This window comes from Micromonospora jinlongensis (assembly GCF_013410645.1).
GTDB lineage: Bacteria > Actinomycetota > Actinomycetes > Mycobacteriales > Micromonosporaceae > Micromonospora > Micromonospora zamorensis.
Genome location: NZ_JACCHK010000001.1, coordinates 6,477,742 through 6,503,232, shown reverse-complemented (window position 1 = coordinate 6,503,232; position 25,491 = coordinate 6,477,742). Strand labels below are relative to the sequence as shown.

21 protein-coding genes are annotated in these 25,491 nt (G+C 70.2%); 11 read left to right on the top strand and 10 right to left on the bottom strand.

The features are described from left to right. The first annotated feature begins 20 nt into the window (after window positions 1–20). Window positions 21–488, top strand: coding sequence for a hypothetical protein (locus tag HNR22_RS29280; RefSeq protein ID WP_179783086.1), 468 nt, complete (start codon window positions 21–23; stop codon window positions 486–488). Here HNR22_RS29280 and HNR22_RS29275 read toward each other — a convergent pair. Further along, window positions 418–1,365, bottom strand: a complete 948-nt coding sequence (locus tag HNR22_RS29275) for a DUF389 domain-containing protein (protein ID WP_179783085.1) — start codon at window positions 1,363–1,365, stop codon at window positions 418–420. The genes HNR22_RS29280 and HNR22_RS29275 overlap by 71 nt on opposite strands. 247 nt (window positions 1,366–1,612) lie before the next feature. Between HNR22_RS29275 and HNR22_RS29270 the strand changes: the two genes are divergently transcribed. The 4 genes from HNR22_RS29270 (at window position 1,613) to HNR22_RS29255 (ending at window position 6,130) form a co-directional block, all read left to right on the top strand. Continuing rightward, complete coding sequence (locus HNR22_RS29270) at window positions 1,613–2,299, top strand: sugar transferase (RefSeq protein WP_343060011.1); 687 nt, start codon at window positions 1,613–1,615, stop codon at window positions 2,297–2,299. Window positions 2,300–2,321: 22 nt separating this feature from the next. Continuing rightward, complete coding sequence (locus HNR22_RS29265) at window positions 2,322–3,470, top strand: DegT/DnrJ/EryC1/StrS family aminotransferase (protein ID WP_179783083.1); 1,149 nt, start codon at window positions 2,322–2,324, stop codon at window positions 3,468–3,470. Beyond that, window positions 3,467–4,111, top strand: a complete 645-nt coding sequence (locus tag HNR22_RS29260; protein ID WP_179783082.1) for a NeuD/PglB/VioB family sugar acetyltransferase — start codon at window positions 3,467–3,469, stop codon at window positions 4,109–4,111. The genes HNR22_RS29265 and HNR22_RS29260 overlap by 4 nt, the downstream gene beginning before the upstream one ends. Window positions 4,112–4,255: 144 nt before the next feature. After that, window positions 4,256–6,130, top strand: coding sequence for a nucleoside-diphosphate sugar epimerase/dehydratase (locus tag HNR22_RS29255; RefSeq protein WP_179783081.1), 1,875 nt, complete (start codon window positions 4,256–4,258; stop codon window positions 6,128–6,130). Between the two features lie 74 nt (window positions 6,131–6,204). Here HNR22_RS29255 and wecB read toward each other — a convergent pair whose 3' ends face one another. After that, window positions 6,205–7,329: a non-hydrolyzing UDP-N-acetylglucosamine 2-epimerase gene (gene wecB, locus HNR22_RS29250; RefSeq protein ID WP_179783080.1), complete on the bottom strand. Its 1,125-nt coding sequence runs from the start codon at window positions 7,327–7,329 to the stop codon at window positions 6,205–6,207. Window positions 7,330–7,564: 235 nt separating this feature from the next. Between wecB and HNR22_RS29245 the strand changes: the two genes are divergently transcribed. From HNR22_RS29245 to HNR22_RS31960, 4 genes are all read left to right on the top strand, one after another. Beyond that, on the top strand, window positions 7,565–8,590 hold the full coding sequence (locus HNR22_RS29245) for a polysaccharide biosynthesis protein (protein WP_343060010.1): 1,026 nt from the start codon (window positions 7,565–7,567) through the stop codon (window positions 8,588–8,590). Then, window positions 8,587–9,891 (top strand): glycosyltransferase, encoded by a 1,305-nt coding sequence (locus tag HNR22_RS29240; RefSeq protein ID WP_179783078.1) that lies wholly within the window; start codon window positions 8,587–8,589, stop codon window positions 9,889–9,891. The genes HNR22_RS29245 and HNR22_RS29240 overlap by 4 nt, the downstream gene beginning before the upstream one ends. Further along, window positions 9,888–10,802, top strand: a complete 915-nt coding sequence (locus HNR22_RS29235; protein WP_179783077.1) for a dTDP-4-dehydrorhamnose reductase family protein — start codon at window positions 9,888–9,890, stop codon at window positions 10,800–10,802. The genes HNR22_RS29240 and HNR22_RS29235 overlap by 4 nt, the downstream gene beginning before the upstream one ends. A gap of 106 nt (window positions 10,803–10,908) precedes the next feature. After that, on the top strand, window positions 10,909–12,384 hold the full coding sequence (locus HNR22_RS31960; RefSeq protein WP_179783076.1) for an O-antigen ligase family protein: 1,476 nt from the start codon (window positions 10,909–10,911) through the stop codon (window positions 12,382–12,384). Window positions 12,385–12,451: 67 nt separating this feature from the next. On the opposite strand, the gene HNR22_RS29225 is transcribed toward HNR22_RS31960, so the two are convergent. From HNR22_RS29225 to HNR22_RS29205, 5 genes are all read right to left on the bottom strand, one after another. Then, entirely contained in the window at window positions 12,452–13,708 is a 1,257-nt protein-coding gene (locus HNR22_RS29225) for a glycosyltransferase (RefSeq protein ID WP_179783075.1), read from the bottom strand. Window positions 13,709–13,713: 5 nt separating this feature from the next. Beyond that, window positions 13,714–14,961 carry a glycosyltransferase family 4 protein gene (locus HNR22_RS29220; RefSeq protein WP_179783074.1) on the bottom strand — a complete coding sequence of 416 codons (1,248 nt, stop codon included), beginning with the start codon at window positions 14,959–14,961 and terminating at the stop codon, window positions 13,714–13,716. 32 nt (window positions 14,962–14,993) lie between these two features. Next, window positions 14,994–16,010, bottom strand: coding sequence for a glycosyltransferase (locus tag HNR22_RS29215; RefSeq protein WP_179783073.1), 1,017 nt, complete (start codon window positions 16,008–16,010; stop codon window positions 14,994–14,996). Between the two features lie 70 nt (window positions 16,011–16,080). Then, complete coding sequence (locus HNR22_RS29210) at window positions 16,081–17,544, bottom strand: oligosaccharide flippase family protein (RefSeq protein ID WP_179783072.1); 1,464 nt, start codon at window positions 17,542–17,544, stop codon at window positions 16,081–16,083. Next, window positions 17,541–18,497 (bottom strand): NAD-dependent epimerase/dehydratase family protein, encoded by a 957-nt coding sequence (locus HNR22_RS29205; protein ID WP_179783071.1) that lies wholly within the window; start codon window positions 18,495–18,497, stop codon window positions 17,541–17,543. The genes HNR22_RS29210 and HNR22_RS29205 overlap by 4 nt, the downstream gene beginning before the upstream one ends. 205 nt (window positions 18,498–18,702) lie before the next feature. On the opposite strand from HNR22_RS29205, the gene HNR22_RS29200 reads away from it, so the two are divergent. Beyond that, window positions 18,703–20,730, top strand: a complete 2,028-nt coding sequence (locus HNR22_RS29200) for a hypothetical protein (protein ID WP_179783070.1) — start codon at window positions 18,703–18,705, stop codon at window positions 20,728–20,730. A 25-nt stretch (window positions 20,731–20,755) separates the two neighbouring features. Here HNR22_RS29200 and HNR22_RS29195 read toward each other — a convergent pair whose 3' ends face one another. Next, on the bottom strand, window positions 20,756–21,274 hold the full coding sequence (locus tag HNR22_RS29195; RefSeq protein WP_099851971.1) for a DapH/DapD/GlmU-related protein: 519 nt from the start codon (window positions 21,272–21,274) through the stop codon (window positions 20,756–20,758). Between the two features lie 258 nt (window positions 21,275–21,532). On the opposite strand from HNR22_RS29195, the gene HNR22_RS29190 reads away from it, so the two are divergent. Next, complete coding sequence (locus HNR22_RS29190; RefSeq protein WP_218908509.1) at window positions 21,533–22,444, top strand: NAD(+)/NADH kinase; 912 nt, start codon at window positions 21,533–21,535, stop codon at window positions 22,442–22,444. Window positions 22,445–22,550: 106 nt separating this feature from the next. Here the strand turns inward: HNR22_RS29190 and pgm are convergent, their stop codons facing one another. Together pgm and glgC are read right to left on the bottom strand one after the other, a co-directional pair. Further along, window positions 22,551–24,191 carry a phosphoglucomutase (alpha-D-glucose-1,6-bisphosphate-dependent) gene (pgm, locus tag HNR22_RS29185; protein ID WP_179783068.1) on the bottom strand — a complete coding sequence of 547 codons (1,641 nt, stop codon included), beginning with the start codon at window positions 24,189–24,191 and terminating at the stop codon, window positions 22,551–22,553. A 31-nt stretch (window positions 24,192–24,222) separates the two neighbouring features. Next, a complete protein-coding gene (gene glgC / locus HNR22_RS29180; protein ID WP_124823459.1) occupies window positions 24,223–25,455 on the bottom strand; it encodes a glucose-1-phosphate adenylyltransferase in 1,233 nt (410 codons plus the stop codon). Window positions 25,456–25,491: the final 36 nt, after the last annotated feature.

Below are 25,491 nucleotides of genomic sequence, written 5' to 3'. Positions count from 1 at the left end.
CGTCGCGTACCGTCGGCGTCGTGACTGAGCCGGACGGCCGGACGTGGCGGGATCAGCGGCAGCAGGCGGTGCGGGCGCACGCCGACGCGGACGCGCGGCGGCGGGCCGCCGAGCAGGCCGAGGCGGCGAAGCTGGTGGCCTGGTTCGTGGCCGAGGCGACTCGGCGGGGGCTGCGCACCACCCGGCTGGTTGCCCGGGGTTACGACGGGCGCGGGCGCTACCGGACCAGGCTGACCGGCTGGTACGTCGACCGGGCCGAGACCCGGGCGGTGGACGTGGACGGCCGGTTCCACCTGCTGACCGTGCCCGGCGGTCTGCGGGCCCGGCTGTTCGGCGTCGACCCGGAGCCCAGCCCGGCGCCGTTGGTGGTCGGGGCCGGTGGCCGCGACGGTGAGTCGATCCCGTTGCGGACGCTGCTCACCCGGTTGCTGGACGACGGGACCGGCGAGCCAGACCCCACCACCAGACCTGCTGCACCACGAGGGTGAGCAGCCCGGCCAGGACGATCGCAGACAGGTTGATCACCAGTTGGAGGGCCGAGCCGCCCGCTTCGTCCCACGCTCCGTAGGCGGCGGCCACCGCCACGTTCGCGGCGGCCGGGACCGTGGTCACCGAGATCAGCACCCCGACCAGGCTGCCGGACTTCTTCGATGTCAACGAGAGCATCCCGGCCACGCCGGCGAGTAGACCGACCACCCAGGACAGCGCGTCCGGCCGCCAGATGAAGTCGGTGAGCGGGCGTTCGGCGAGCAGCATCTCCCGACTGACCAGGCCAGCTGCGGTCAGCGCCCAGGTGCTCAGCACGGTCGCCACCATGGCCGCCAGGAACCCGACCACGAGAGCCTGCACCGAGCGGCCGATCACCCCGAGCTGGCGGCGCAGCAGCGCCACGCACAGTGCGGCGAGGGGGCCGAACTCCGGACCGACCACCATGGCCCCGACGATGAGAATCGGCTGGTCCAGCAGCACCCCGATGCCGGCGATCATGGTGGCCACCACGATCAGCACGAGGTAGGTGCCGGACAGTTCCGTCTGCTCGCCGGTCTTCGCGGCGATCTCGTCCCAGACCACCGCGTCCGCGCCGCTGCCCGGTGCCTCCTCCGCCGCCCGGTCGGCCGCCGCGGAGATGGTCAGCTCGACGTCGTCGGCCGCGATGCCGCCGCTGGTGTCCACGCCGATCCGCCGCAACTCCCGCAGCACGCGGTCGGCGCTCTCCCGCACCACGTCGCAGAGGATGAGATCACCCGGTGGTTGCCGAGCGGCACCAGGCAGCACGGCGAGGTGAGTCACCCCCGCCTCCGCGGAGAGCAGGTCGACGACCTCCGTCGACCGGTCCACCGGGGCGATCACCCTCAGGTGCAGCACGCCATCCCCCTCGCCCGACCGGCCAGTTCTTCCCTCGCCTGACCGGCCGTCGCGACTCTACCGCCCGGCCCTTCGACGCCAGGAGCTGCACAAGGCCGCTGATCTGGCCGTGTCCGAGTACGGGGTTTCGGGGTTGATCGGGGGAATGCGGACTGACTGTCGCGATTCGGTGACACCGCGTCATGTGTACCTGATATGACAAATGAGTACCTTTTGTGTAAATCGTGTGGGAGGTCACACCGTGCCGGTGCCTGATGGTCTCGTGGACGCCGATCTGTCACTGCCCCGGTCCAGCCCGAAGCGGGGCAAGCGAGTCGCCGACGTCATCGTGGCGGCGGTCCTTCTCGTCCTGGTCACGCCGTTGCTGATCGTGGTGGCGGCTCTGGTCGCGATGGGTCTCGGTCGCCCGGTGCTCTTCCGCCAGTGCCGCGCCGGACTGCACGGACAACCATTCGAGATGGTCAAGTTCCGCACCATGCGGCCACCCAACCTGAACCTCGGCCTGGTCGGAGACCGCGATCGACTCACCCCGCTCGGGCGTTGGCTGCGCGCCACCAGCCTGGACGAGCTGCCCACGCTCTGGAACGTGCTGCGGGGCGACATGAGCCTGGTCGGCCCGCGCCCGCTGCTGCCCGAATATCTCAGCCGCTACTCCCCCCGCCAGGCCCGACGGCACGAGGTCCGGCCCGGCGTCACCGGGTTGGCCCAGGTGCGGGGGCGCAACAGCTTGAGCTGGGAGGAGAAGTTGGAATTCGACGTGCGGTACGTGGAGAGCCACAACCTCCGGGTGGATCTGTCGATTCTCGCCGCGACCGTGCGGACCGTGCTGCGCCGCGAGGGAATCAACGCGGCCGGGTCCGCGACCGCGCCGGAGTTCCTCGGTACGCCGCCCCGACGTCCGGCACCTCCGCAGCGCGACCGGACACCGGCGTGACGACCCTCGGGGGAGCCGGCCGATGAGCCAGACGATCCACCTGTCCCCGCCCGACGTCGGCCCTCTCGAAGAGTCGTACCTGGTCGCGGCCCTGCGTTCCGGCTGGGTGGCGCCGGCCGGCCCGGACCTGCAGGCCTTCGAGCACGACATCGCCGAGCGGGTCGGCACCAACGGAGCCGTGGCGGTCAGCTCCGGCACCGCCGCCCTGCACCTGGCCCTGCTCGGCGTCGGCGTGAGGCCTGGTGACGTGGTCATCGTGCCCACGCTCACCTTCGTCGCCACCGCGAACGCGGTCCACTACATCGGCGCGCGTCCGGTCTTCGTCGACTGCGACCCCAGGACCGGCAACCTCGACGTCGATCTCACCGCCGACCTGCTGCGTCGGCTGCGATCGCGCGGCGAGCGGGTCGGCGCGATCGTCCCGGTGGACATGTTCGGCAGTTGCGTCGACTACCTCTCGCTGGCCCCGGTCTGCGCCGAGGCCGAGGTCCCCCTGGTGGAGGACGCCGCGGAGGCGCTCGGGGCGAGTCACCGGGGACAGCCCGCCGGCTCCTTCGGGCACGCCGGCGTGCTGTCGTTCAACGGCAACAAGATCATGACCACCTCCGGCGGCGGGATGCTGGTGAGCGACGACGTCGCACTTCTCGACCGGGCCCGCCACCTCTCCACCCAGGCCCGCGAACCGGCGCGGCACTACGAGCACCGGGAGACCGGCTACAACTACCGGCTCAGCAACCTCCTCGCGGCGCTCGGCCGGGCCCAGTTGCTCCGGCTGGACGAGATGATCGCGCGACGCCGTCAGCTGCGCGACCACTACGCCAAGCTCTTCGCCCCGGTGCCGGGCGTCCAGCTGCTCGGCGCCGAGGACACCGAGTCGAACTGCTGGCTCACCGTCATCACCGTCGAGCGGGAGCGGTGTGGTTGGCAGGCCGACGACCTGGCGGCCCACCTGGCCGAGCGGGACATCGAGACCCGGCCGGTGTGGAAGCCGATGCACCTTCAGCCCCTGCACGCCGGCGCGGAGAGCCTGCTCACCGGCGCGGCGGAGCGGCTCTTCGCCGACGGGCTCACTCTGCCCAGCGGGAGCGCCCTGACCGAGCCGCAGATCGCACGCGTGCTGGCCGCGATCGACGAGTTCCTGGCCGCTCAAACGGGAGGGCCCGCGGCGTGACAACGGGACTGGTGGTGGTCGGTTGCGGCGGCCACGGCCGGGAGGTGCTGACCATCGCCCGGGCAGTGAACGAGGCCGCCAGCCGGCCGATCTGGCAACTGCTGGGCGTCGTCGACGACCGACCCAGCGAAGAGAACCTGAAACGGTTGCAGCGACTCGACGTGCCGTACCTCGGGGACGTGGCCTGGCTGCGCGACGCGCCCCCGGCCACCCGACACCTCATCGGCATCGGCGATCCCCGGATCCGCCGCGTCATCGGCGGCCGGATCGACGGGTACGACACCGAGGCCGCGAGTCTCGTCCACCCGGACGCCACCATCGGGCCGGACACCGAGTACGGGCCGGGTTTCGTGGCCTTCGCGGGAGCCAGGGTCACCACGAACGTCACCCTCGGCCGGCACGTCCATCTCAACCAGAACGCCACCGTCGGCCACGACAGCCGCCTCGCGGACTACGTCTCGGTCAACCCGCTCGCCGCGGTATCCGGTGACTGCCACCTGGCCGAGGGCGTGCTGGTCGGGACCACCGCCGCGGTGCTCCAGGGCCTGCGGATCGGGCGGGACAGCACGGTCGGGGCAGGTGCCTGCGTCGTCCGGGACGTACCCGACCAGGTGACGGTCAAGGGCGTTCCGGCCCGCTGAAGTACCGGACCTACCGCCTATTCAGCTCGCAAACACCGAAAGCGCCCAACAGCGCCACTTTGGCATGTAACAAGAACAAAGAGCCTAGAGGCTTCTTCCGCCGTGTGGGCGGAAGAAGCGCGCGACGGGACAGGGAGCCAGCACATGCCGCAGGACACCGAGAACACGCAGCGCGCGGACCGGCAGGCGCGGCGGGCCAGGGCCCGTCAGCGCACGGCCGGGTTCCTCGCCACCGACACCACCGCCTGGGTCGGTGGATTCGTCACCGCCGCGTGGACCCGGTTCGAGTTCCAACTCCCCCCGGGTCAACTGGGTCGGGCAGCAGCGGTCGGCGTCGTGGCGGCGGTCGTACACGTGGCGGTGGCGGCGCTACGCCGGCTCTACTCCGGACGGCACCCGCTGGGCAGTCTGCAAGAGGTTCAGGGCGTCGCCGGGACCGCCATCACGACGGGGGGCATCGTGCTGCTCGCCCTGCTGCCGTCCGGCGAGCGACCGGTTCCGGCGAGCACCCCTCTGGTCGGCGGCGCGCTGGCCCTGCTCTTCATGCTCGGCGCCCGGTTCGCGTACCGGCACCGGCGCGACCTCGCCATGCGGCCGGACGTCCGGTCGTCGACGCCCGTGCTGCTCTTCGGGATGGGTGACGCCGGCCAGGGCCTGCTCCGCGCCATGCTCAGCGACCCGCGCGGCCGGTACCTGCCGGTCGGCGCGCTCGACGACGACCCCGACAAGCGCGACCTGCGCATCGGCGCCGTGCGCGTGCTGGGTGGACGGCAGGACGTCGCCACCTCGGTCCGGCGTACCGGCGCCACCACCGTGATCTTCTCGGTGGCCAACGCGGACGCCGCGCTGATCCGCCAGATCCGCGAGGCCACCCTGGAGGCCGGCGCGGTCTTCAAGGTGCTGCCACCGGTGCGGGACCTGGTCGACCACCGGATCACCGTCACCGACGTCCGGGACGTGCAGGTCAGCGACCTGCTCGGCCGCCGGCAGGTGATCGGTGACCTGCCGCTGAGCACCAACAGCCTGACCGGCCGGCGGATCCTGGTCACCGGCGCCGGCGGGTCGATCGGCTCCGAGCTGTGCCGCCAGGTGATGAAGGCCAACCCGGGCGAGCTGATGATGCTAGACCGGGACGAGTCGGCCCTGCACAGTCTTCAGATGTCGCTCGCCGGGCGGGCCATGCTGGACGGGCCCGAGCTGATCCTCGCCGACCTTCGTGACGACGAGGGAATTCGGCGGATCATCCGGGAGCGCCGGCCGGAGATCATCTTCCACGCGGCGGCGCTCAAGCACCTGACGCTGCTGCAGCGGCACCCGGGCGAGGCGATCAAGACCAACGTCTGGGGCACCCTCTCGGTGCTGGACGCCTGCCAGGACGTGGCGAAGTTCGTCAACATCTCCACGGACAAGGCCGCCGATCCGATCAGCGTCCTCGGCTACTCGAAGCGGATCACCGAGCGGTTGACCGCACACGCCGCGTCCCGGTTCCCCGGCACGTTCCTCAGCGTCCGGTTCGGCAACGTGCTGAGCAGCCGCGGCTCGGTGGTGACGGCCTTCCAACGGCAGATCGAGACCGGCAAGCCGCTGACCGTCACCCACCCGGACGTCACCCGCTACCTGATGACCCTGCAGGAGGCCGTCCACCTGGTGCTGCAGGCCGCCGAGATCGGCCGGGACGGGGAGGCGCTGGTGCTCGACATGGGCGACCCGGTGCGGATCGTCGACCTGGCACGCCAGATGGCCGACCAGGCATCCAGTTCCGTGCCCATCGTCTACACCGGTCTGCGGCCCGGCGAGAAGCTGCACGAGGATCTGCTCGGGACCGGCGAGGTCGACACCCGACCACTGCACCCTCTGGTGTCCCACGTGGCCGTGCCGCCGCTCGACCCGATGGAGGTCAGCGGGCTCGACCCGTACGAGGACGCGGCGAAGGTCGTCGAGCACCTCGCACTGCTCTGCACCCAGCCGACCGACCCGGTGGTGGAAGGCCCCCTGGGCGTACCGCTGCAGTCACGCTGATCGCACGACCGGGCTGACGCATCAGGGCCGGCGACCGCAGGTACGCGGTGGCCGGCCCTGATGGCGACCCGGTCTCAGCGGCGGATGCCCGCCCAGTCGTGGTGCCGGCGGACCGTGGAGAGGATGAAGTCGACCACCCGCCGGGAGGTGTCCGGCACCTGGTAGTCGACCGGACAGGGCACCCCTCGCGCCTCGACCTGGGCGACGGTGACCCCGATGGCCTCGACCACGCCCTCCGGGTCGAGGCCGGTCATGATGATTCCGCCCGCGTCGAGTGCCTCCGGACGTTCCATCGAGTCGCGCAGGGTGACCGCCGGGAAGCCGAGGATCGCCGCCTCCTCACTGATGGTGCCGCTGTCGGAGAGGGTGCACCGGGCCTGGCTCTGCAGGCGTACGTAGTCGAACAGACCGAACGGCTCGTGGAAGGTGATGCCGTCGGCGCTGAGGTCGACGTCGGTCAGGGCCTCCAGCCGCTTTCGCGTGCGGGGGTGGGTGGAGACGAGCACCGGCAGCCCCCAGGTCTGCCGTACGACGCGGAGGCAGTCGAGCAGCCGACGCAGCCGGGCAGGCTGGTCGACGTTCTCCTCCCGGTGAGCACTGACCACGAAATAGCCGTCGGGTTCGAGGCCGAGTTGGCGCAGGATCCCGGAACCCTCGATGTCCGCGGCGTAGTGGTCCAGCACCTCACGCATGGGCGAGCCGGTGTGCAGGATGCGGCGCGGATGAAGCCCTTCGGCGAGCAGGTTGCGCCGGGCGTGCTCGGTGTAGACCAGGTTGAAGTCGGCGATGTGGTCGACCAGACGCCGGTTGGTCTCTTCCGGGACGTTGAGGTCGAAGCAACGGTTGCCGGCCTCCATGTGATAGACGGGCACTCGCATCCGCCGTGCCATCAGGGCGGCGATGCTGCTGTTCGTGTCGCCGAGGACCAGGAGCGCGTCCGGCCTCAGCTCGGTGATGGCCGTCTCCATCCCGGTCAGCACGCCGCCCAGAACCCGTCCCAGCGAGGACGTGTCCACCCGCAGCGACCGGTCCGGCTCCCGCAGCCCCAACTCCTTGAAGAAGACGTCGGAGAGGGTCGCGTCCCAGTTCTGCCCGGTGTGGACCAGCACGTGCTCCACGGTCTCGTCGAGCGCGGTCATGATCCGGGACAGTCGGATGATCTCTGGTCGGGTCCCTACCACGGTCATCACCCGTGTCATGTGTCCACCCTTCGCCGATGACTGCGCCGGACTCCGTCTCGGGCCGGCAATTCGATCGTTGGACAAACGAGTCGAGATAGCCGGTGGTAGCGGCATTTTTAATGAAAATTAGTCGCTTACCAAATTTGTCAGCGGTTATCCGGCTTCCCGGGTCATTGGTCTGCTTAGGACGGTATGGTCCGGATCTATGAAAACTGCGAACTCCCCTGAAACGGCGGAGAGGGCTGGAGGAGAAGTGATTTCCTCGCTTTCGGACCGACGTTTCCTGATCACCGGCGGGACCGGCTCCTTCGGGCAGACCATGGTCCGTCGCCTGCTCGACGCCGGGGCCTCCGAGGTGCGGGTACTCAGCCGCGACGAGTCGAAGCAGGACGCGATGCGGCACCGCATCCGCGACGACCGGGTCCGCTACTACGTCGGCGACGTACGCGATTACGACTCCGTGGCCAAGGCCAGTCGGGACACCGAATTCGTCTTCCACGCCGCTGCTCTCAAGCAGGTCCCCTCCTGTGAGTTCTTTCCCCTGGAGGCGCTACGGACCAACGTGTTGGGCAGCGCCAACGTCGTGGACGCCTGCGAGCGCAACGGCGTCGAAGCGCTGGTGCTGTTGAGCACCGACAAGGCGGTCTACCCGGTCAACGCGATGGGCATGACCAAGGCGCTCATGGAGAAGGTGGCGCAGGCCCACGCGCGCAACAACCCGGCCGCCCGGACCCGCGTCTGCTGTGTGCGCTACGGCAACGTCATGTACTCGCGGGGCTCGGTGATTCCGCTGTTCATCGACCAGATCCGCAAGGGGACACCGCTGACGGTGACCGAGCCGACGATGACCCGCTTCCTGATGTCGCTCGAAGAGTCAGTGGACCTGGTGGAGCACGCCTTCCGGCACGGCCAGCCCGGCGACATCTTCATCCGCAAGGCCGACGCCTGCACCATCGGCGACCTGGCGACGGCGCTGTGCAACCTGTTCGGGGTCCCCGTCAAGATGAACGTCCTCGGGATCCGGCATGGCGAGAAGCTCTACGAGACCCTCGCCAGCCGCGAGGACCTGTCCCGCGCCGAGGACTTCGGGGAGTTCCTCCGGGTGCCGGTGGACAGCCGGGACCTCAACTACGCCCTCTACTTCGACGAGGGCAGCGTCGACCGGGGCACCCAGGACTTCAACTCGCACAACACCCGGCGTCTCGTCGTTCCGGAGATCGAGTCGCTGCTGCTGAACCTGCCGGAGGTGCGGGCGCACCTCGACGCCGTCGCGGCGTGAGCGCCCCGGCCAGAAGTGGCGGACGGCCTGACCGGGTCGCACTGGTCAGTCAGTGGTTCCCCCCGGAACCGGCGCCCTTCGCCGAAGGCATCAGCGACTCGCTGCGCCGACAGGGCTTCGACGTCGACGTGCTCACCGGGGTGCCGAACTATCCGAAGGGCGTCGTGTACGACGGATACTCGGCCCGCCGACGGACCGTCGAGCTGCGCGACGGCTCCCGGGTCGTCCGTACGCCCCTGCACCCGAGCCACGACCGGTCCGCGGTCGGCCGGGCCGCCAACTACCTGAGCTGGGCGGCGTCCTCGTCCCTGCTCGGCGCGTCCGTGCTGCGCGCCGCCGACGTCGCTCTGGTCTACTCCTCGCCGGTTACCGCCACGGCCGCGGCCATGACGGCACGGCGACGCTGGGGCACCCCGTACGTGACCATGGTGCTGGACCTCTGGCCGGACTCCATCTTCGCCACGGGGTTCCTCACCGACGGGGTGGCCCGCCGGCTCGCGGAGGCGAGCCTCGGCTGGTTCACGGACCGGACGTACCGCTGGGCCGATCACGTCACGGTCCCGGCGCCCGGCCTGCGGGACACGATCATCGCCCGGGGCGTCCCGGCCGAGAAGGTCTCGGTGGTCTACAACTGGGCCGACGAGAAGGTCATGCAGCCGACCGAACCGGAGCCCGGCCTACGCGCCCGGCTCGGCCTGCACGACGACGACTTCGTGCTGATGTACGCGGGCAACCACGGCCCGGCGCAGCGACTCGACACCGTGATCGACGCTGTGGCCCGGCTGCACGACCTGCCCGACGTCCACCTGGTCCTGGTCGGCGACGGGGTGGAGAAGGACGCGTTGATCGCGCAGGCGGCGCGGAGCCGACCCGGTCACGTCCACTTCCTCGACCCGGTCCCGCCGGACCGCTTGGCGGCCCGGATGGCAGCCGCTGACCTGCATCTCGTGTCCCTGGCGAACGATCCGCTGTTCAGCATCACCCTGCCCAGCAAGGTCCAGTCGATCCTGGCCTGCGGCCAACCCGTGCTCGCCTGCGCGCCCGGCGACGCCGCCCGGGTCGTCCGGCACGCCGGCGCCGGCTTCGACGCCCGACCCGAGGACCCGGCGAGCCTGGCCGAGGTCGTCCGGCAGGCCAGGCAGACGCCGCGGTCGCGGCTCCGGGCGATGGGACGGGCGGGCCGGCACCACTACCTGACCCACATGAGTCAGGCGACCAACGTGCAGGTCCTCGCCGACCTGCTCACCGAAGCGGCACGGCGGGCCAGGAGCGACACCCGCCGGGACAAGGAGTCACGATGACCCGACGCGTCCTCGTCCTCGGAGCGACCGGGATGCTGGGCCACGCACTCGTCCGGGAGCTGAGTGAGGATCCGGGGCTCGACGTGTACGGCGCCGCGCGGAGCATGGAGGGCCGCGCGCACCTCTTCTCGCCCGACCTGCTCGCCCGGATCACCCCCGCCCTCGACGTCAGCCGGTTCGACCAGGTGCGACAGGTGATCGACGACATCCGCCCGGACGTCGTCGTCAACTGTGTCGGCGTGATCAAGCAGCGTCCGGATGTCCAGGACGCCGTCCACACGGTGATGCTCAATGCGATCTTCCCGCACCTGCTGGCCCATGCCTGCGCTCAACTCGGCAACCGGCTCGTGCACATCAGCACCGACTGCGTGTTTTCTGGCAAGCGCGGTGGCTACCTGGAGGACGACCTGCCGGACCCACCCGACCTCTACGGGCAGTCCAAATTGCTGGGCGAGACCAGGTCGGCTCCCGCGCTCACCCTGCGCACCTCGATCATCGGGCACGAGTTGACCACCAACCGGTCACTGCTGGACTGGTTCCTCTCCCAACAGGGTCTGGTGCGCGGGTTCACCAGGGCGATCTACAGCGGAGTGACGACCGTTGAGTTCGCCCGACTGCTGCGCGAGGTCATCCTGCCCCGCGAGGACCTGACCGGGCTGTACCACCTCGCCGCGGAGCCCATCTCGAAGTACGACCTCCTCCGGCTGGTCGCCGACGTGTACGGCTGGCGGGGCGAGTTGCTGCCGGACGTCGACTTCGTGATTGACCGGTCGATGCGCGCCGACGCGTTGGCGCACGCCACCGGTTACCGGCCGCCGGCCTGGCCGGACATGATCCGACTGATGCACGACGCGCGAGCCAGGTGGAGCATCCCCGACGCACTGGTGAGCCGACAGACCACGCCGGTCTGACCGCACGTACACCAGGGGTCGGCTGCCGGCCGGCCTCTCCGCTGACACATCGACCAGGACCACCCGCCGACGCCGATCCAGGCCGGCAGGAGCCGAAGGACATCACGTGGTAGAACGCCTTGGCCTCGTCGCCCTCGTCGTCGGGGCAGTCTGTCTCACGGCGGTCACGACCGCCTTTGCCCTGGACGAACCCATCATCGCCGCCGGTGTGGCGCTCCTGCTCGCCGCGCTCTATCTCACGCGGCGACTCGACGCCTTCCGACGGATCCTGGCCGTGGCGACGATCCTGCTGGTCTGCGCCTCGTCGAACATGCCGTCGCTGGTCACCTTCAGCTTCTACGCGCGGTACGTCGCGGTCGGCTGCCTGATCGTCTGCGCGTTGGTCGGGCGGGACCGCCGGGTCCGGCCAGCCGACAACTGGACACGCCTGTTCATCGCCGCGCTCTGGGCGACCGCGGCGCTGGCCACGCTGAGCAGCGTGTGGTCGATCGCCCCGCTGCACACCCTCCAGCAGGGCGTCGCGCTGCTGCTCCTCGCCGCGCTGGCCCACGTGTTGCTGCGCCGCCGGTGGGTCGACACAGCGGCCGTGGCCACAGACCTGCACGTGGTCTACGCGGTGCTCAGCCTGTCGCTCGTGGCCAGTCTCGGCTACGGGATCGCCGGGCGGGCGTCGGCCACCTCCTTCAACGACCGGTTCCAGGGCCTGTACGCCAACCCGAACATGCTGAGCATCATCTGTGCCCTGACGATTCCGCTCGGCTGGGCGCTCTACCAGCAGTCGCGCAAGCGAACACAGTTGCTCGGCGTCGTGCCGGCGCTCATCGCCGTCCCCCTCACCGAGTCCCGCACCGCGTTGATCGCCGTCGTCGTCGGCGGGCTCTGGGTGGTGCTGCGGCACGGAGCCGGGCCGATGGCACGCCTGCTGGTGGTAGCGGTCGGGGGCCTGGGGTTGGCGTACCTGTTCGGCATGCTCCCCAGCGTCGTGGGTTCGACCTGGGCGCAGACCTTCGCCGCCCGGTTCACCGACCCCGACAACGGCGATCTCTCCAACGGACGAACCCAGACCTGGCAGGCGGCCTACGAGCTGTGGCAGAGCCGCCCGACGCTGGGCTTCGGCTACTCGTCCGGAATCCACCTGTTCGAACAGACCCGCCAGAACGGCTTCTTCGACGTCAGCGTCAACCTCGTGCACAACAGCTACCTGCAGTGGCTCCTGGAGCTGGGGGTCATCGGCGTCGCCCCGCTGCTCCTGCTCCTGCTCGCCGCGATGCGGGCGGTGCTGCTGGCGCCCATCGGGGCACTCAACTCGGGTCTGGTCTGGCTCATCGTCACCGGCCTGCTGATCCAGGTCACCGAGTCGACGATGTTCGGCATGGGCCAGCCCTACCCGTACGTGTTCTGGCTGGCCGTGGCCGGCGTCCTGGTGAAGACCCGCTCGGGGCGCCACGTCTCCGGGGTCCCCGCCGCCGTGTACATCTCGGCGCGTTCGAACGGCGGGCCGTACCCGCACAGCTCGACGGGTCGGCGACAGCCGACCGGTGCGCCCGGTTCGAACCGGCGGGAACGGGTGCCCGTGCGATAAGGCCCGGCCAGGAATGCCGGACGGCCGCCCCACCGGGGCGGCCGTCGGTCGTTTCGGAACCCGCGCGTCAGCTCGCCGGGCCGGTCGGACCGAGGAAGGCCGTCACCCGTGCCCGCCAGGCCCGGTGGTCGAAGGACTCGCGGGCCGTCCTGCGGGCCGCTCGGCTCATCGCCGCCCAGTCCTCGTCCCGCAGGCGCAACGCCCGCTCGATGCCGCGCTGGACGTCCTCCGGACCGTTGCCGTCGAGCACGAGGCTCTCCACCCCGTCCCGCACGTACGCGGCGAGGTCGCTGGTGTAGTTGAGCATCACCGGACATCCGGCGGAGAGGCTCTCCGGCACCTTGGACGGGAAGCCGTGGGCGGCGTACCCCCCGGTGGGGCGCACCAGCAGCGAGAAGTGCGCCTCGGACAGCAGAGTGAGCACCGTGTCGCGAGGCACCCGGCCGAGGAACGTCACCTCGGCCGACATCGAGTCCAGCACCGAGACGTCCAGGTCGGACAGAGCGGCGGCGTCCTGGCGGCTGACCCCGGCGATGGTGAGGCGTACCCGCGCCTGGTCCTGCGGTGACAGTCGGCTGATCCCACGGAGGATGACGTCGAGCATGTCCTTACGGCCGGGAGTGCCGGCGTACAGCAACCGTAGCCCGCCGGTCAGCGACGACGGCCGCGGCTCGGCGAACTCGTCGCAGTCCACCTGCGGCGGCACCACCAGCACGTCGAGGCCACGCCGTTCGAAATAGCCGCCGAGGGTGGTCGAGACGGCGATGACCCGGTGGACGAGGCGGGTGGCCAGGAACGTCGACCAGCGATGCCGAACGAAGTAAGGGGCCAGCCAACCGCGCCGGAACTGGCGACGATCGTGCCGCTCGCTCGCGTCCACCACCACCGGGCAGCGCAGCGCGAACCGCAGGACCGCCCAGTTGCCCAGGGTCATCATGGCCATCGGCAACAGCACCACCGAAACGTCACCGCGCACCACCCCCCGACGGCGCATCGCCCGCAGCACCCGCACCGGACGGGCGAGGCGGGCCGACATCCGGGTGACGCGGTTCCCTCCCGGGGTCCGCAGCGTGATCAGCTCGATGCCCGGGACCTCGTCGCGCTGCGGTGGCGCGGACCCGTCGGACGGCCAGTCGTTGACCACCAGGGTGTGCGTGCCGTGCGGGGCCGCACACCGGGCGAGTTGCAGCAACCGGTTGGAGGTGGCGTCACCGTACGGGAAGCGGTAGTGGCCGATCAGGAGCGGACGTGGCTGCCCTGCCCGCCGCGCCGGGCCGTCGTGCGTCCCGTTGTCGGTTCCGAGCACCGTCGTCTGGTCGTTCATCTGTCTCACCGTTCCGAAGCGGCGGGCAGCCGACTTCTGTTCTTGGCAACAGGTACGGACGGCAGGCCTTCGGGCAGCCGCCGCCGGTAGATCGCCAGGTGCGTCTCGACTGCCGCTTCGATCGCGAAGGGGCTCGACTGGAAGCGTCTGCCGGCCGTGTCGGGATCGGTCGCCATGGTGTGGCCGGCGGCGCTCGCCACCGCCGCCGCCCACACCGCCGGCGCCGCGTCGGTGTCGACGATGGTGACTCCGGGCAGGTGCTCGTCGATGAAGCGCACACCGGGCAGGTCGGCGGCGACCGTGCCGATCCCCAGGGCGATGGGTTCCAGCACGCCGCCCGGCAGGCCTTCCAGGCAGGACGGGTGTACGACAACGTCGGCCTGGCGGAGCAGGCCGCCCACGTCGTCGCGTGGGCCGAGCAGGTGCACCCGGTCGGCGACGCCGTGTTCGGCGGCGGCGGCTCGCACGCGGGCTTCGTCGTTGTCATCCGAGGGGCCGATGAGGACGACGTGGGCGTCGACGCCCTGATCGCGCAGACCAGCCAGGATCGGTGGCAGGAGCCAGCGCCGCTTCTCCGGCGAGGCCCGGCCCACGCTCACGCAGAGCAGGTCGTCCGGGCCGGCCCCAGTCAGGGCCCGGAGGTGGTGGCCGGTCGGCCGGTGGAGCCGGTCGAGGTCCAGACCGTTGAGCACGACCTGACACCGCGGGTCGTCGCGCCACGCCCGGTGATAGCCACAGGTGAGAGCGCTGGGCGAGACGCCGAGGATGTCGGTGGCCGACGCTCGCAGGAGCTGTCTCCAGACCCAACGCTGCGCCCGCCGACGCAGGCTGCGGTGCTGGTTGTCGTCACCCCGGAAGTGGGCGACCCGGGTCGGTACGCGGCCGAGCAGCGCGAGGCAGAGAAGCACGCCGGAGAAGTTCGCGCAGTCCACGTGCACCACGTCCGGGCGCAGCCGCCGCAGCAGCCGGAGGAAGCGCAGCGGGAACCGGGCATCGAGCGGGATCGGGATGACCGACCCACCGTGCCGGACGGCCGCCTCGGCCAGGGGCCCGGGCCCGATCCGGTCGCTGAGCGTCACGAAGTGGACCTCCGTCCCGGCGGCCGCGAGACGGGGCAGCAACTCGGCGGTCCGCATCTCCGTACCCCCGAAGTTCAGCTCACCGAGGACCCGCAACACCCGGCACGAACCGTCGTCGGCCCGACTCCCCGGGCCGACGCCGACGTCGGCGCTACCGACCGCGTCCTCGCGCATTGCGCCCCCTCGCGCTGCCGTCCGGCTCCGCGTCACGGTCGGACCGCCCGTGACGCGGCTGCCGCCGACCTGTCGACCTGGCGGCCCGGACGCTCCCGGTCCAGTCCCAGCAGCCGGGTGAAGTACGCGCCCCGCTCGAACGCGTCCGGTTCCGGGACCACCGCCCGGTCTATCTCGTCGAGCGCATCAGCGAGGCTCGCCACGTCCGCAGTGCGGTACGGGGTCAGGGCACTGCCCGCGACCTCACGGGACTGCTCGCTGTCCGGTGCCAGCACGGGCAGGCCGTAGACGCGTGCCTCGGCCAACGGGTAGCCGAAGGACTCCACCAGGCACGGGAAGAAGACAGCCGTCGTCCGGCGCCAGTGTTCGGAGAGTTCGTGGTGCGGCAGCTGCCCCAGCAGGTCCAGTCGCGGATGCCGGGCCAGGTCTTCCGGCAGTTCGTGGGGGTGCGCGGTCATCCGTACCCGGGCCGGGTGCTGGCGTCGGTCCAGCGCGGCGAGCAGCACGCGGAGCTCCGCGACCACGTTCTTGAACGGTGACGGCACGATCGGGACGAGGATCGACACCTCGTCCGTGGGCACCCGGGGGCCGACCGGGCTCACCGGGTTCGCGAGCACCAGCAGCCGGTCGCGTACCGCCGGCACCCGGTCGGCGACCCGTCGCGCCATGGCCGAACACGGTACGGCGATCACGTCGGCCCGATGCAGCATCCGCCGGACCACGGGAATCTGCGCCCGCAGCGACCGGGGTTGCAGCGCCAACAGTCGCCCCTCGGTGGGTGCCAGGAAATGCAGGGCGTTGTGCACCAGCACCCGCCGCTCGGCGCCGCGCCAGGCGAACGAGACGTTGTTCAGCGAGACGACCACGGGGGTGCCCACGGCGGCGACCTCGCGCCGCACCAGCCACGACGGCGTGAGGTGGCGGTCCCGCCCGATGACCCGGATCGGGGCGGTGCCATCGGCGAGGAAGGCGTCGAGTTCGGTCTTGAGACGTCCGGCACCGCCGCCCGCCCCGCCCGCGGCGTCGATGACGATCTGCGCCTGTTTCATCGAAGGACTCCCCTAGCTGTTGAAGAGGACCGGCCGGCTGACGATCCCCGCCGGCCTGGACGGCGGACGGTCACACCGCCACCTCGGACCCGCTGCGCGCGGCGGCACGGTCGGACCTGGCCAGCGCGCGCCGGTAACCGACGATGGCGGCGGGCCAGATGGTGAGCAGGTAGGCCAGGCAGCCAGCCAGCGGCAGGCCCACCAGCCCGAACTCCCGTAGCCCGGCGAGCTTCAGCGCCGTCGCGAGCAGCAGGAAGGCCGCCCAGCCGACGAACTGCGGTCGAAGGAGGCCGATGCTGTTCTGTACGAGAAGCAGCGGGGAGGCGACCGCCACCAGGAACGACCAGAGCGCAAGCCCGGCCAGGACGGTGACCGGCACCACCGCCGTGTCGACCCCACCGACCCACAGGTCGAGCAGCCGGTGACCGAGAACGACCAGCGCGAGCCCGGCCGTTCCCACGATCAGGCCGTTGAGCAGCACCATCCGTCGGGTGGTCCGGCGTACCCAGGCGATGTCGCCACGGGCGAGGGCGGCTCCGTTGGCCGGCCAGACCGTCATCCCGACCAGCGCGACGAACAGTGACAGGACGCCGAAGAGCTTCCCGACGACCGCGTAGTACGCGGCGACGCTGAGCCCGAGGACGTGTGCCACCAGCGGGTTGTCCACATTCAGCGCGATCGACGACATCGCCGAGAGCGCGAAGAACTGGAGGCCCAGCCGGAGCAGGCCCACCGCCGTGGCCCGGTGCACCAGCCCGGGTCGCGGTCGTGCGGTGGACTCCTGCCGCCAGAAGTAGACGAGGGTGTTGATCAGGTTGGTCAGCGGGACGGCCAGCACGGCGCAGGCGATCACCGTCAGCGGGCTACTCCCGGCGGCGATCGCGGCGAGCACGGCCACCATCGAGGCCAGGGCACCGGCCGCCTGCCACGCGTTGCTCTGGGTAACCTGCCCGCGGGCGTACTGGACCCGTTGGATCAGCGAGAGCGGAACGTTGACCGCGAAGGCGCCGAAGCAGAGCAGGGCGAGGGCCGACGCCTCCGTGGCGATGGCGGGGTCGGTGACGCCGAACACCCGGGCCCAGGGCACCACGGGTTCGATCAGGACGAGTCCGGCCAGCAGGGCCATCGCGACCACACCGAGCGTGGCGTACGCGCTGGAGATCTCCCGCGCCCGCTGGCGGGGGTCGTCGGCGAGGAGACTCAGCCGGGTGAGCAGACCGTTGCCGAGCCCCAGGTCGGCGAACCAGGCCATCCCGGTGAGCGCGGTGATCGCCATCCACAGGCCGTAGCGCTGGTCACCGAGATATCGGAAGCACGCCGGGGTGATGACCAGTGGCGCGGCGAGACCCACGCCCTTGGCGACCAGGGAGGTGGCGATGTCGACGCTGAGTCTGCGGTCGCGCCCCGCCGGCAGGAGTCGCGACAGGCCGCGTCGGGCCTGGACCCCCGGCGCGGCCGGTGCGCCGGGGGGTGGGAGGGGCGGGTCGGCGGTGAGTTGGGCCCGCCCTGCCCTGCTCGTTGACTTCTGGGTCACCGCTGTGCGGCGTGTTCGACGTGCAACAGCCCGGCCATCCACTCGATCGTCGCCCGGAGCCCGTCGGTCCGGTCGATCGGCACGACGTCCGGGAACAGCGCCCGCAGCCTGGTGTTGTCGGCCAACGAGTGGGGGACATCCCCGACGCGGGGCGCTGCGTACTCGCGGGCGATCGGGCGGTCCAGCAACTCGGTGAGTTCGTCCAGCACCTGCAGCAGACTCGCCCGCGCGCCGAAGGCGAGGTTGACCGGGTGCGGGTGGTGCACGCGCCGACGGATTGCGTCGAGAATGACCTCGCACACGGTGCCGACGAAGGTGAAGTCGCGGGACTGGGTGCCGTCGCCGTGCAGCACCACGGGCTCCCCCCGCAGGGCCGCGTGGACGAACCGGGGGATGACCGCGGCGTAGGCATGGTCATGCCGCTGCCCGGGGCCGAACACGTTGAAGAACCGGAACGCCAGCGTCGGCAGACCGAACGATGCCTGGTGGGCGAGGGCGTACGCCTCGGTGGCGAGCTTGCTGGCAGCGTAGGGGCTCATCGGCCTGGTCCAGGTGAGCTCCTCCTTCGGTAGCGCGGGGTTCAACCCGTAGACCGACGAGGAGGAGGCGACCAGGACGTGGCCGACGTCGTGCCGTCGCGCCGCCTCGAGGACCATGAGCGTGCCCGTCGCGTTCGCGTGGTGGGAGGCGAGCGGGTCGCTCAGCGAACGGGGCACGCTGGGCAGCGCCGCCAGGTGGACGACGGCCTCCCGTCCGGCCATCGCGGCGTCCAACGCACCGGGATCCAGGATCGACCCCTCGACGAAGTCGACATCCAGCCCGTCGAGGTTGCTCCGCAGTCCGACCGACAGGTCGTCGAGGATGGCCACTTCCTTCACCGCAGGATCGACCAACGCGGCGCGGGCCAGGTTCGAACCGATGAAACCGGCCCCGCCAGTGATCAGAATGCGCATCGACAACCCCTCGGTGTGTGGACCGACCACCTGTACATCGAGCGAGGACAGCGCTCAGTAACGGGAATTCCCTAACGGGAAAAGGGCGTAATCCCGATTAATCGATGCGGCTGCCACGAGCAGCAGCGAACCTCGTCCATTTGTCGATGGCAACATTCCCGCCAATGGGTGAGGATGAGGTCCAGGGGTGTTAATCATGATCGATATGACTGTGTACCGGGGCGGCAGCACACTCTCCATCCGGTCCCGGTTCGACAACACCCGCGACGTGATGATGCCGGTGAATCTGGCGTACCCTCCCGCCACCATGGTCGGCCTGTGGCACGCCGGCCTCCCGCAGGTCATGCTCGTACCGACGACCGCGACCGACGCCCAGGTCTGGCCGGTCGTACCCTCGAGCATCGGCACGAAGATCCACGACACGTCGGACGACAACTGTCCGATCAACACCGGCTGGTCGTACGTCGGCGGCAACCACGGCTACAGCGTCGGCAACCGGATCGCCCTGGCCAACCACGGCAAGACGACGGCCGACGTGGGCTCGCGGTGGACCGACGGGGCGCGCGTCTACACCCTGTTGGCGATCATCGACGGCGACAACCTGTTGTTCGGTAACCCGTACACGATCGTCGGCGGCATCGCCGAGGGTGTGAAGATCCCGCCATCGGCACCGCTCACCCACCTGTCGGGTGCGACCCACGCGGCCACCGTGCCGATCCAGGACATCCTCATTCCGGCAGTACAGATTCTCCCCGCCACCCACTCCCGCACCGTGACCGTCGAGCTGGACGGCCGGCCGGTCCCCGACGGCACGTCGACGGGGCAGGCGTTGACGATCGAGGAGTCGTACAACATCTCGTCGTACCGAGGAATGATCGACACCGCGCAGGCGAACATCGGCACACCGATCTCCACGATCATGCCGCAGGCACCCTCGCTGTGCCACGTCGGCAATATCTACCGCTGGTCGCGGGGCACGCTGGTCGTCGCCCAGCGGGTGACCGCTCTGCAGAAGTTCACACTGAACATGGGCGTCACCCAGTGCTTTCCGCTGACCGCGCCGACGGGCGGCACCCGCAGGCAGTTCATGCCGAACGTGGGCGTCGCCGGCACCCTGGACTGGTCGACGTGGGCCAACATCGACACGCTTCCCGCGCTCACCGATATCACCCCGGCGACCCTGAAGAACCCGCTGATGCCGGCGAGCAGCATGACCCAGTGGGCGGTCGACGCAAATGGCGTCCCGCAGTGGGGCATCACCGTCGGCCTGCTGCCGATCGGTGACGGGCACCCCCAGATCCGGGTCAGGTACACCACAGCGAAGGGCTGGTTCATCAGCTCCAGCTTCAAGAAGAACTATCCGCAGCTGGTGTGGGGCCGCACTCTCGAGGCCGGGGAGTCGGCGGCTGGCACCGCCTACCGCCGGTACCTTCCCCCACCCCGCACCGCCACCGAGATCATCGTGTCGGACGGCACCCACGAGTTCGCCATGATCGAGCGGGTCGGCACCGTCACCGGTGCTCGCATGCACGCTGCGGAGCTGCTCAACCGGAGGCTGGTCCCGGCCGGGCCGACGAACCTCCGGGTGCCGGACCGGGTCACCGCCGACGGAATCCCGTACGAGGTGCCGACGTCCCCCGGGTACGGCATGTGGCTCGCGGAGCCCTACGAGCCACGCATGGAGGCCTTGCCCGGGGCGACGCACGGGGTGGGCACCTACTTCCTGCCCGTGGCCGGCGAGACCGGCAGCACCACCTGCGCGGGCACCTACCAGCGCCTCCTCCTGCACCCGACGTACCTGGCCGAGGCCACTCCGGTCGACCGGGTGTGCGTCGAGGTGACCGGGGCCGGCACCGGCGTCCTGCGGCACGGCGTCTACGGCCACGATCCGGCCACCGGCTGGCCCGTGACGAACCGCCCGATCGCCGACTTCGGCACGCTGGACGTCACGTCCACCGGGGTGAAGGAATCGGTCCTGGCGACGCCGGTGGTCCTGCCAGTCGGCTGGCACTGGTACGGACACGTGTGGCAGGCGACCTCCACCACCCCGCCCACGTTACGGACCAGCACCACCGGCAGCGCGACCCCGCTGAACCTCGGCACCAGCTCGGCGGCCATGACCGGCGACCGTTTCGGCTACGAGGCGACCGGGGTGACCGGGGCGCTGGGGACCATCACCATCGCCGGCGTCCACCAACTGCCCGCGCCCCGGGTCGCCTACCGGCGGGCCTAGCCGCGAGCCGCCCCGGAGGGCGGCGTCAGACCGTCGTCACACCGTAGATCTTCTTGATCGCCTCGTGCTTCGCCTGGACCGCGAGATGGCCGATGCCCAGCGACTTGGCCTGCAACTGCTTCAGATACTCGTCGGTGGTGCGCAGCGGGCGAGCCGGCACTCCGGCCGCCACGGTGTTGTCCGGGATGTCGCGGGTAACGATCGACCCCGCCCCGATCACGCACCTGTTGCCGATGTTGACCCCAGCCAGGATCATCGACCGCATGCCGATGTAGACGTCGTTGCCGATGGTGATCGGGGCCGTCCAGTCCAGCTCGGGGTGGTCCTTGCGCAGGATCAGGGTGCCACCGTCATGGGTCACGAACTGGACCCCGGCGGTGATGTAGACGTTGTCCCCCATGGTGATCAACCAGGGCTCGGACCCGAACATCGCACGGTTCACCGCGTAGAACTTGACCCGGCCGTTCAGCTTCACACCAAGTGACCGGGCGAACGCCTCCGGATCACGGGAGCCGGCGAGGTGGTCCTGGACCCTGCGGATCATCGTGCGAACGCGACTGGGCACCTGTCGACCTCACTTACTGAGCAATCGGCGGAGAACATGGCACAACGTGATCGGACCAGACACCTCCGTAACGATCCCGTCGAGCCGAGGTGACGGAACTTCTGAGCGCAGCTCTGCTTCGGACCGACCACGGTCACCGCCGTACACCTGCGGATACGCCCTCGGCGTGCCAGCACACCTTCCGGTGTACGCCGGGTGCGCTCGCCACCGATGTGATGAGCTGTACGGGTGTCGGGGCTGGGACTTGTGCTGCACCCCACCCGGGATGTCACCGAGGTGGTCGGGATCATCGAACGGTGGGCGACGCGCCACCGCAAGACGCTGATCGTGCGCGAGGAGGACCGGCACCGGGTGCCGTCCTGCGTCGAACCGGTGCCGGCGGACGAGGTCGCCGCCCGGGCCGACGCGTTGATCAGCGTCGGCGGCGACGGCACGATGCTCGGTGCGCTGCGCTCCGCCATCCGCGACCCGAAGCCGGTGCTCGGCGTACACCTGGGTCATCTGGGGTTCCTCGTCGAGGTCGAGCCGCCGGAGCTACCCGATGCGCTGAGCCGGCTGCTGTCGAAGGACTTCACCATCGAGTCGCACGCCTGCCTGGCCTGCGACGTGTGCGGCGACGACGTCGTGGCGTTCAACGACATCGCGCTGGTGCGCCAGCCCGGCTCCGGCTTCGTCAGCGTCACGCTCGCCATCGACGGCCAGCAGTACGGCTACTACCGCAGCGACGCCGTGGTGGTCAGCACCCCGATCGGCTCGACGGCCTACAGCTACGCCGCCGGCGGCCCACTGATCTCCCCCGCCGCCGACTCGGTGGTGATCACGCCGTCGGCGCCGATGGCCGGCATCTCCCGGTCGGTGGTGCTCTCGGCGGACGAAAAGATCCGGCTGGAGATCCGACCCGACTCGTCGCCGGTCGTGGTGGAGATGGACGGGCTGGTGTTCCGCGACGCGGCGACGGAGGGGACCGTGGACATCACGTACCGCCGCAACGCCGGCCTGGTGGTCCGTTTCGACCCGCTGCGCTACCAGGAGCGCAACCAGTTGAAGATGACCCTGCTCGACCTGCCGTTCCTCCCCGAGCAGCTCCGCGAGCTGCTCCCCGAGGAGTTACGCCGACGCACCCAACAAGAAATCCCCCCACCCTGCTGAACCCACCCCACCCATCCCGTCGATCATGAAGTTATTGCCGCGACACGCCGAGGTGCAGGGCAATAACTTCATGATCAACACGGACGTTCGGACGTTCGGCCCGGGGTTAGGCGGTTAGGGCTTGGTCTACCAGGGCTTTGGCTTCTTCCTGGATCTTCTTGAGGTGGTCGGGGCCCTGGAAGGACTCGGCGTAGATCTTGTAGACGTCCTCGGTGCCGGACGGGCGCGCGGCGAACCAGCCGGACTTCGTGCTGACCTTGAGGCCGCCGATCGGGGCGTTGTTGCCGGGAGCGGTGGTCAGCGTCGCGGTGATCGGCTCGCCGGCCAGCTCCGTGGCGGTGACCTGGTCCGGTGAGAGCTTGCCGAGCACGGCCTTCTGCTCCCGGGTGGCCGGGGCGTCGATCCGGGCGTACGAGGGCGCACCGAACCTCTCGGCCAGCTCCGCCCAGTGCTCGCTCGGGCTGCGCCCGGTGGTGGCCAGGATCTCGGAGGCGAGCAGGCAGAGCAGCAGGCCGTCCTTGTCGGTGGTCCAGGTGGAACCGTCGCGGCGCAGGAACGACGCCCCGGCGCTCTCCTCGCCGCCGAAACCGACCGCGCCATCGAGCAGGCCCGGCACGAACCACTTGAAGCCGACCGGCACCTCCAGCAGCGGCCGGCCCAGGTCCGCGGCGACCCGGTCGATCATCGACGAGGAGACCAGCGTCTTGCCCACCGCAGCGTCCGGACCCCATTCGGTACGGGTACGGAACAGGTGACCGATCGCCACCGCCAGGTAGTGGTTGGGGTTCATCAGGCCGGCGTCGGGGGTGACGATGCCGTGCCGGTCGGCGTCCGCGTCGTTGCCCGTGGAGATCTGGTAGTCGGCGCGAGCGGCGATCAGCGACGCCATCGCGTTGGGCGAGGAGCAGTCCATCCGGATCTTGCCGTCGCCGTCCAGGGTCATGAACCGCCAGGTCGGGTCGACCGTCGGGTTGACCACTGTCAGATCCAGCCGGTGCCGCTCGGCGATCTCACCCCAGTACGCCACGCTGGCCCCGCCCAGCGGGTCCGCGCCGATCCGGACCCCGGCATCGCGGATGGCGTCGATGTCGATCGCCGACGGCAGGTCGTCGACGTAGTGGGCGAGGAAGTCGTACTCCCCGGTGGTGTCCGCGGCCCGGGCCCGCGCGTAGGTGATCCGGCGGACCTCCTTGAGCCCGCCGGTGAGGATGGCGTTGGCCCGGTCCTGGATCCACCGGGTGACGTCGGTGTCGGCCGGCCCGCCGTTGGTGGGGTTGTACTTGAAACCGCCGTCGTCGGGCGGGTTGTGCGACGGGGTGATGACGATGCCGTCGGCGAGCCCGCTGGTGCGACCCCGGTTGTGGGTGAGGATCGCGTGCGACAGCGCCGGCGTGGGGGTGTAGCCGTCGCGGCTGTCCACCAGCACGGTGACCCCGTTGGCGGCGAGCACCTCCAGGGCGTCCACCGCGGCCGGCGCGGAGAGCGCGTGGGTGTCGCGGGCGAGGAAGAGCGGCCCGTCCAGGCCCTGCTCCCGTCGATAGTCGCAGAGCGCCTGGGTGACCGCGAGGATGTGGTCGGAGTTGAACGCGTTGCGCAGGCTGGAGCCGCGGTGCCCGGAGGTGCCGAACGAGACCTGTTGCGCCGGGTCCGTGGGATCCGGATGCTCGGCGTAGTAGGCGGTCACCAGGCGCGGCACGTCGACCAGGTCGGCGGGCTCGGCGGGCTGGCCGGCACGGGGGTGGGTCACTGCGGGATCCTCCTCGGGGAGTGCGGGTCGGTCACGGCTCGACCTTCTGGCCCTTGCCGATCACTACGATGCCGTTGTCGGAGACGGTGTAGCGCTGCCGGTCCTTCTCCAGGTCGACGCCGATCTCGGCGCCCTCCGGGACGAAGACGTTCTTGTCCAGGATCGCTCGCCGGACCACCGCGTGCCGGCCGATCTCCACACCCTCCATCAGCACCGAGCCCTCGACGTGCGCCCACGAGTGCACCCGCACCTTCGGCGAGACGATCGAGTTCTCCACCAACGAGCCGGAGATCACCACGCCCGGGGAGACCATCGAGCCGACCGCCCGGCCGACCCGCTCACCCCACTGGTGGACGAATTTCGCCGGCGGCCACGGCGGCTGCTCGGTGTAGATCGGCCAGTCGAAGTTGTACATGTTGAACACGGGGTGCACGTTGATCAGATCCATGTGCGCGTCGTAGAACGAGTCGAGCGTCCCCACATCCCGCCAGTAGCCACGGTCGCGGTCGGTGCTGCCCGGCACCTCGTTGTCGCGGAAGTCGTAGACGTTGGCCTCGCCGCGCTCCACCAGCATCGGAATGATGCTGCCGCCCATGTCGTGCTTGCTGGTCTTGTCTTCGGCGTCGCGCTCGACCGCTTCGCAGAGCGCGCGGGTGGTGAAGACGTAGTTGCCCATCGAGGCGTAGATCTCGTCCGGTGCGTCGGGCAGACCCACCGCGTCGGTGGGCTTCTCGCGGAACGCCCGGATCCGCTTGCCGTCCTCGCCGACCTCGATGACGCCGAACTGGTCGGCCATCGACAGCGGCTGGCGGATGCCGGCGACGGTCACCGCGGCGCCGGAGGCGATGTGGTCCTCCACCATCTGCCGGGGGTCCATCCGGTAGATGTGGTCGGCGCCGAAGACGATCACGTAGTCAGGCTGCTCGTCGTTGATGAGGTTGAAGCTCTGGTAGATGGCGTCGGCCGAGCCGGCGAACCACCACGGGCCGCGACGCTGCTGCGCGGGCACCGGGGTGACGTAGTTGCCGAGCAGCGTGGACATCCGCCAGGTCTTGGTGATGTGTCGGTCGAGGGAGTGGGACTTGTACTGGGTCAGCACGACGATCTTGAGATAGCCGGCGTTGGCCAGGTTGGAGAGGACGAAGTCGACCATGCGGTACATCCCGCCGAACGGGACGGCCGGCTTGGCCCGATCCGTGGTGAGTGGCATCAGGCGCTTGCCCTCACCACCCGCCAGGACGATCGCGAGCACCTTGGCAGCCATGCCCCGACGCTATCCACCCTCGCCCCACTTCACCAC